Source organism: Selenomonadales bacterium (assembly GCA_018335585.1).
GTDB lineage: Bacteria > Bacillota > UBA994 > UBA994 > UBA994 > UBA994.
Genome location: JAGXRZ010000034.1, coordinates 1 through 6,254 on the forward strand (window position 1 = coordinate 1; position 6,254 = coordinate 6,254).

Consider the following 6,254-nt stretch of genomic DNA (forward strand, 5'->3'; position numbering starts at 1 on the left):
ATCCGTGGGTTGCGAAAAATGACAATGCGGTGCACGCTAGCGCTGGCCGTAATGCTGGCAATGGCCGTAGGACGAATAAGAGCAAATCAGCACGATAAAATGCGGAGCCTAGTGAAGGCAGCGTAGAGTTGCTGGTCTAATCGAATCAAAAACCTAGCATCAGCGCCAAGGGATGACTACGCCCTTATACAGGCCCAGATGTCATATTATGGATGTCTAGTGGCTAGCATGCCCGAAAAACCACGGCGTTGCCCCTGTTCCCTTTGTTGAACACAGCGGTTGGTTGAGAAAAAAGCTAGCAACGCAAAACGCTTAGGGAGTTTTCAATTTGCACTATGCGTTAATAGGCGGTAAAATAAGCGCAATAGGGCATGCATGCTTGGAGGTGCGCCATGAGATACAAAGTGAATCTAAAGAGGACCGAAGAGGGGTATTCTGTCTGGGTTCCGGGACTACCTGGCTGCTGGTCACAAGGTAATACAGAGGCGGAGGCACTTGAGAACGTTAAGGATGCCATAGAGTCATATTTGGAGACAGTTGATCTACTGACGAAAGACAAAGATTGCCGGTACGTAGAAGTAGCAAATGTCTAAATTACCGGGGGTCAACCATCGCCAGGCTGTTAAAGCTTTTCAGAAGGCGGGATTTTGTATTGCGCGTGAAGGCAAGCACATTACTTTGACTAATGGCGAACGCATCATCACCAGAGCAAACCCTGTTCATGCGTTTACCATGGCTGGTATAATAAAGGACGCTGGACTTACCATAGAGCAGTTCAAAAAGTTGTTATAACGCAGGGCTGTCTTTGGCTACCACCCACGCATAAGCTCCTGTTGTTCCTCAGCCTTATCGAGCACCACTGCGCACTTTTCCCAGTCGCCGCAGCTCGGGATGCGTTGTTCGTATTTTAGAACAAACGGGTTCTTCACAGGTAGCTTGCTGATGGTCAGCTCGGCACGCGCTTCGTCCCTTTGGGCAATGGCAATCCATACATCTTCCAGCACATCGGGGATTTGCCCAAACAGCGTGTAGATGCTCTGCAGCCTATCCGAGAGCTTGGCGTGCACTCTGTCCTCGACAGAATCTTTATAGCGCATATTGTAGATGTAAATACGCTCCGCCGCCTGACCGATGCGCTGGATGCGTCCTTTGCGCTGTTCGAGCCGGGTGGGGTTCCACGGCAGGTCGATGTTTATCAGCGTGCCTAAGCTCTGCAGGTTTAGCCCCTCAGAAGCGGCGTCTGTGCCGACAAGGAGCCGCAGCTCACGTGCCTTTACCAGCCGTTTAATCTGATCCTTGCTCTCTTTCCTAAATGAGCCATTTAGGTAAAGGCGCGACTTGTCGCCGCCTGCATAAAGGCCGATAGGGACATCTGGTAAGTCGCGCGAGAGCCGCTCTGCCACATACACCGCGCTGTCAAAGTACTGGGAAAACAAGATGCAGCCCTTGCGCAGCCAACCGCCTTCGCCTTCGACTCCTTCTGTGAGAATGGCCTTGACGCGGCTGTATTTTGGGTCGGTATCTTTGTTCGCGTTCAATACGGCGACAAGCCTGCCGAGGCACTCGATTTCGTCCGGTGTCAGGTTCTTAATATCACTAAATGCGGTCTCCTCGGTTTCGTCATCGTCACCGTCGTCCGCTTCCCCGAGTTCGTCGTAGAGTGTGCGCAGTTGTTCCTTCCCTGCCTCCGTCCATGCCAGCATTTTCTTGGCGGTATTCTGGCCGGCCACCATAGTGCTGCCGATGCGCTTTAAGAGCAGGGTGGACATAAAGCCGCCGCCTTTTACTCTTGACGATAGCAGGCTGCAAAACTCTTCGGCAATGGCGTAGGCTTGCGCTAAGTAGCCGGAAAGCTCGAGGGCTTCTTCGTCTGTTTCGCCCAGCAATATCGCCTCTATCTTGCGCAAATAGGGTTCGCCTGTATCGGGGTTCCGAGTGTTCTCCAGATAATCGCGCGTGCGGCGGACGATGGCGCGGATGTAGGGGTTATGGTTCTCGATAAAGTTATCGTCTTGGTAAATCTTTCTCACCCTGTTCTTTTGCGGGCGGGTGAGCTCGCCATAAACAGCCTGAGCGAGCACGCTGTGGTCGTCGGCAACTTCTAGCTGCTCCCGCAAAATCGCAAAGCTCTTGTCTTCACGGCGCGGGGGGAAGGGGTTGCGCATTATCTCCCATGCCTCGGCCTCAGCTGTCGGAGCCTGCTCCTCTCCCTGAATGTACTTAATGGCCGTGCCCGGCGTCTTGCGCCACACGCTGTAGTTGTCGCCTAGCACCTTATCTGCTTCGGGGGGGAGGCCCAACACGGCAAGTAAGTCAAAAGCCTCAATAGGGTCAATTTGCACCGGCGTGGCCGTAGCGAGGAGCAGGCTTTTGGTGCGCAACGTAATTTCGCGCATAAAGTTTAGCAGATGATTCGGTTCGGCCTTGTGTTTATCGGGGTCTTTGCCAAGGTTCCGGCGCCTGGCGCGGTGTGCCTCGTCTAGTATTACGCAGGAGAAGCGTAGCGACTTTAGTAGCTCAGCCGCTTCCGACCGGCGCGTAATCAACCCTTGCGAAACAATCCCTACTTTGCGCGGGCACTTAACTATAGCCTTGGTGCTGTCGGCTGGGTACTCATAACCGTTTTCGTCAACCCACAAGCGGCCTGTCCAAACGGCAGAGGGGAGGTTGAGCAGCGTCTTAAGCTCGTCCTGCCATTGCCAGAGGAGCGTCTTGGGTACGATGACCAGTACGGGTTTTTCGTCGTAGAGGGCAATTAACTTTGCCGCCATGGCCAACTGCACAGTCTTGCCTAGCCCCACTTGGTCGGCAAGCAAGAGCCGCGCGCCGCCGCGCTGCTTATGTTCTTCGAAGGCGCGGGCGACAAAATACTTTTGGTGCGCCCAGAGGCCAAACTCGTTTCTATAGATTGGTTCCTCGGCGGCTACGGCGGCAATCGGCTCGGCCGTCCCGGCGCGCCACGCGTGTAAAGGAAGCGTGCGCCGCTCGGCGATGCGCTTTACGTCTTCGATGACATATTCAGAAAGCGCCACGGCGTGAGGATTATGCCAAAAGAAATCGAACTCCGCCTGTACCCACGCTACAGACGCAGGGTCGCTGTCTTCCCACACCAACTCGTAGTTGGTGGTGAAGGCGCTCTTAGTCTCGTTAATGCTGCCTAGGAACGAGGTCTTGTTGCCGTCGGCATAGGTGATTACCCCGGCTTTGCCGTGCATCAGGCCGTATACTTCGTCGGGTAGAACGCGAACTTCCAGCTTGCCGGACTTAAGCAACGCGTAGAGCTGTTTTAGGCGGGCCATGGCGCCCGCGGTCGCATACACTTCCTCCGGCTTAAAGTCATTCCACTCTTGCCGCAGGCCGAGCTTGGCGACGGCGACATCGGCCGGGGCGAGGTTTGAGTTGCAGATTACCCTTACTTTGTCTGCCACCGCCGCAATCGCTTCGCCCGCTACTTCCAGTATGGACGAGCAAAAGTAGCCGGCGATGCGGTCATAGCTCACTGCACCCTGCAGTTTGGCGTTTAGGAACTGCTCACGTAACTTGCCGGTACGGGATGAATAGCGGTTCATTGTTCACCTCAGATGTGGTCGTTGTCTACGAGTACGTAGATGTGCTCGGCCATCTGTGCTGCGGCTTGCCAGTGCGGCATGTTGGCGATGTCCCGCGTGTCCCTAAGGAACGTAAGCAGCTGCTTTAGCATATCGCGCTTGGCCCAATAATCCAGCAGGTTGTTTTTTAGGTGCCACAGGCCTTTCTTGGGCTGGTCGTCTTCCTTAAGGGAAATGTGAATGGCGGCCAAAACTAGCCTAAGCAGCGAATCCTCAAAGCGCGGCACCTCGGTAAACGCTTGCATGGCAAACTCGGAGGGCGTTTTTAGGCGGCAGGTATTGGCGCGTTCGTTCGCCATCAGGCGGCTATAGTGGCTTAGAGCGAAACCGCGCGCGTACTCCTGATAGGTCGAGATTTGGTAGCCGCCGTGCTTCTCGTACTCGAGGCCCTTAATATAAAAGCGCTCGGCTGGTGAAAGCTCTTTCCACAAGTACGCGTCAAAGTCCGCTGGGATAATGCAGTCGTAAGCTTGCTTCTTCGCCCGCTCAATTAAGGCGACGACTTGGGAGTTCTTGGAGTCGTTTATTGCTTTGTCTAGCTCATGGTCGAGGTTAAGTTCGCCAATTGACGCATAGGCGGTTAGCACTTTTAGGCTCGCGGCGTAGGCAGCCAACACATAGTCGGGGTCGGCGAAGTTCGGGTCTTCCTTAGTGTCGAGCTTTCGCATGCTCTCGATTTGGCGCACGACCTCGGCCTTAATGTCGGCATTTATTTCGTCGAGAAAAGCCTCGCTTCGGCCTGTGCGCTTGCGCAGGACAAGCAGCACCGTGCCTTTAACGTAGTTGCCGTTTTTAAGCCCAGTGGCGTCGGTTTCGGTGGCGATGTTCCAAGCCGCGGTCACTTTTAGGCCGGCCTTCCACATAATTAAAGCCAGCTGCGCCCATACCGCAGGATCCGAATGCGTAAACATAACGACTTGCAGGCCGTCGTCGGGCATATGCGCGGTCAGGTTAGCGTAGATGTCAATCATGCTTTGCGCAAAGCCCTCTCCCCCGCGCACGGCCAGCACTCGCTTGCTGTCGGTATACCACTCGGGGAAGGCCTCTTTTAAGAGGCGCTTGTCCCAAGCCAAAAAGAACTCGGAAAGTTCATGGTAGTTGACAGCGTCAGCGTACGGGGGGTCGGTGAGCCAGATCGTCGCATGATCATCGACACTTCTGGCGTCGATGGCACGGATTCTAGGTTTTGAACAAGTTACGTGTTGCTCAGGATTCCGCAACCATAAGGTGCTTAACATAGTCAGGCTTCGTGCGGAGAAGTTAAACAGCGTGTTCAGAGCCTGATTGTAGAACGTCTGTTCAGACTTGTCTGACGTTGGCTTCCATCTGCAGAGTCTAGAGCAATAATCAACCAATTTATTTACGCCAAGAACCATCGCAGTCCTAGTTAGCTGACTATTTGCCGATAAAGACTTGTCAACGAATCTACTTAGAATAAAAATCTGACGCGGATGCGAAGTATTGACCCAATGCGTCCACCCGCGCTCTCGGTAGAGACGGTCGGTTTCATCGCCACTTTCAATCGCCATACTTGGCACAAGCCCTTGCTCCTGCCACTTGACGATGTTCTCGGCGACGATGCGCCGCACTCTGTCCTCGTTGGCGAGGTCGCGCGCATTGGGGGCTCTATAATAGCGCCTGGTCTTTAACTTGCCATTCTCGACGTACTCTTGTTCATAGCGGATGGCATAGAGCCTCTCTTGAAACACATCATTAGGCTGCGGTTCAAACTCGCTTTTCCCCCATGGACGCAAACCGTAGATGATATTGCCATTCTCATCGCGGCGGTCGCGGCGCAACACGCTTAGAGGTGTGGACTTGCCGCAATTAGGGCAGGACAAGCCGTTGTCGGTTGCAGTTCCGTTGGCTTCGGCTTCCTTCATCTCGGCATCGGTAGCATCCGAAACTATGTCGATGTCATAGCGGGTTCCCTGCTTGCGGAGTTTCGCCACCACGCTCCCAGCTCGCTCTCCGACCACAAGCGAGGGGAGCATTGGGACGACCGCGCTGCATTCCGGACATTTCACTTCCACGCAGTAGATATAAGATAGGGCGCGGTCACCTTGCTCGTTGTGTTCGATCCCCAGGGCGGTTATCTCTTGGTCTACCGCGTCGTAAACTTCTTGCTGAAACTGCTTAATCTCTGCGATCTCGGCATCGCTAGCGCCGCAGATGTTGATGGCTGCCCACGTCAGCAGTCCCGCAATCGGGTTCAGATCCGAGGCGTAGACGTCAAGCCCCAGGCGCGCGGCTTCAAACGGCACCGAGCCGCCACCGCAGAAACAGTCGCCAATTACCGCGTTTTTGCCGAAGCGTTTAATCGACAACTGGCGTACAAGGTCTTGCAGGGTAAAGGCCCTGGTGCCAAGGTGATGGTTAATTTCGTTCCAAGCGTGGTCGTCGGCAGGCCGGGTAAACTGCTCGGGGCGCAGGCCGAGTTTAATCTTGGCGTCGTAACCTAGCTTACCAAACACTTGCTTGCGTAATTTGGCCTTTTCGTCCGCTGCCAGCTTGCGGTATTCCAGCGCAGTGTAGCCGCACTGGTCGCGCACTAGCTTATCTAGCTCTGCCCTATCGGCGCGCGCCAGCAAGCCGCTCTCGTCCATACTCATTATCTTTAAGAAGACTTCCATGTCGCGGCGGGGG

General features: G+C 54.6%; 4 protein-coding genes. 2 read left to right on the forward strand and 2 right to left on the reverse strand.

Annotated features, from left to right (window positions below; genetic code table 11):
- The first annotated feature begins 392 nt into the window (after positions 1-392).
- Together KGZ66_05955 and KGZ66_05960 are read left to right on the forward strand one after the other, a co-directional pair.
- Entirely contained in the window at positions 393-593 is a 201-nt protein-coding gene (locus tag KGZ66_05955) for a type II toxin-antitoxin system HicB family antitoxin (GenBank protein ID MBS3985127.1), read from the forward strand.
- Complete coding sequence (locus KGZ66_05960; GenBank protein ID MBS3985128.1) at positions 586-792, forward strand: type II toxin-antitoxin system HicA family toxin; 207 nt, start codon at positions 586-588, stop codon at positions 790-792. The genes KGZ66_05955 and KGZ66_05960 overlap by 8 nt, the downstream gene beginning before the upstream one ends.
- 17 nt (positions 793-809) lie before the next feature.
- Here the strand turns inward: KGZ66_05960 and KGZ66_05965 are convergent, their stop codons facing one another.
- Positions 810-3,569 carry a DEAD/DEAH box helicase family protein gene (locus tag KGZ66_05965; GenBank protein MBS3985129.1) on the reverse strand — a complete coding sequence of 920 codons (2,760 nt, stop codon included), beginning with the start codon at positions 3,567-3,569 and terminating at the stop codon, positions 810-812.
- Positions 3,570-3,577: 8 nt separating this feature from the next.
- Positions 3,578-6,254: DUF1156 domain-containing protein (locus tag KGZ66_05970; GenBank protein MBS3985130.1), on the reverse strand; the 2,677-nt coding region annotated here is incomplete at its 5' end.

Excerpts from the sequence above, each read along its gene's own strand:
- KGZ66_05955 (MBS3985127.1), top strand. The coding sequence starts at position 393 with ATGAGATACAAAGTGAATCTAAAGAGGACCGAAGAGGGGTATTCTGTC.
- KGZ66_05960 (MBS3985128.1), top strand. The coding sequence starts at position 586 with ATGTCTAAATTACCGGGGGTCAACCATCGCCAGGCTGTTAAAGCTTTT.
- KGZ66_05965 (MBS3985129.1), bottom strand. The coding sequence starts at position 3,569 with ATGAACCGCTATTCATCCCGTACCGGCAAGTTACGTGAGCAGTTCCTA.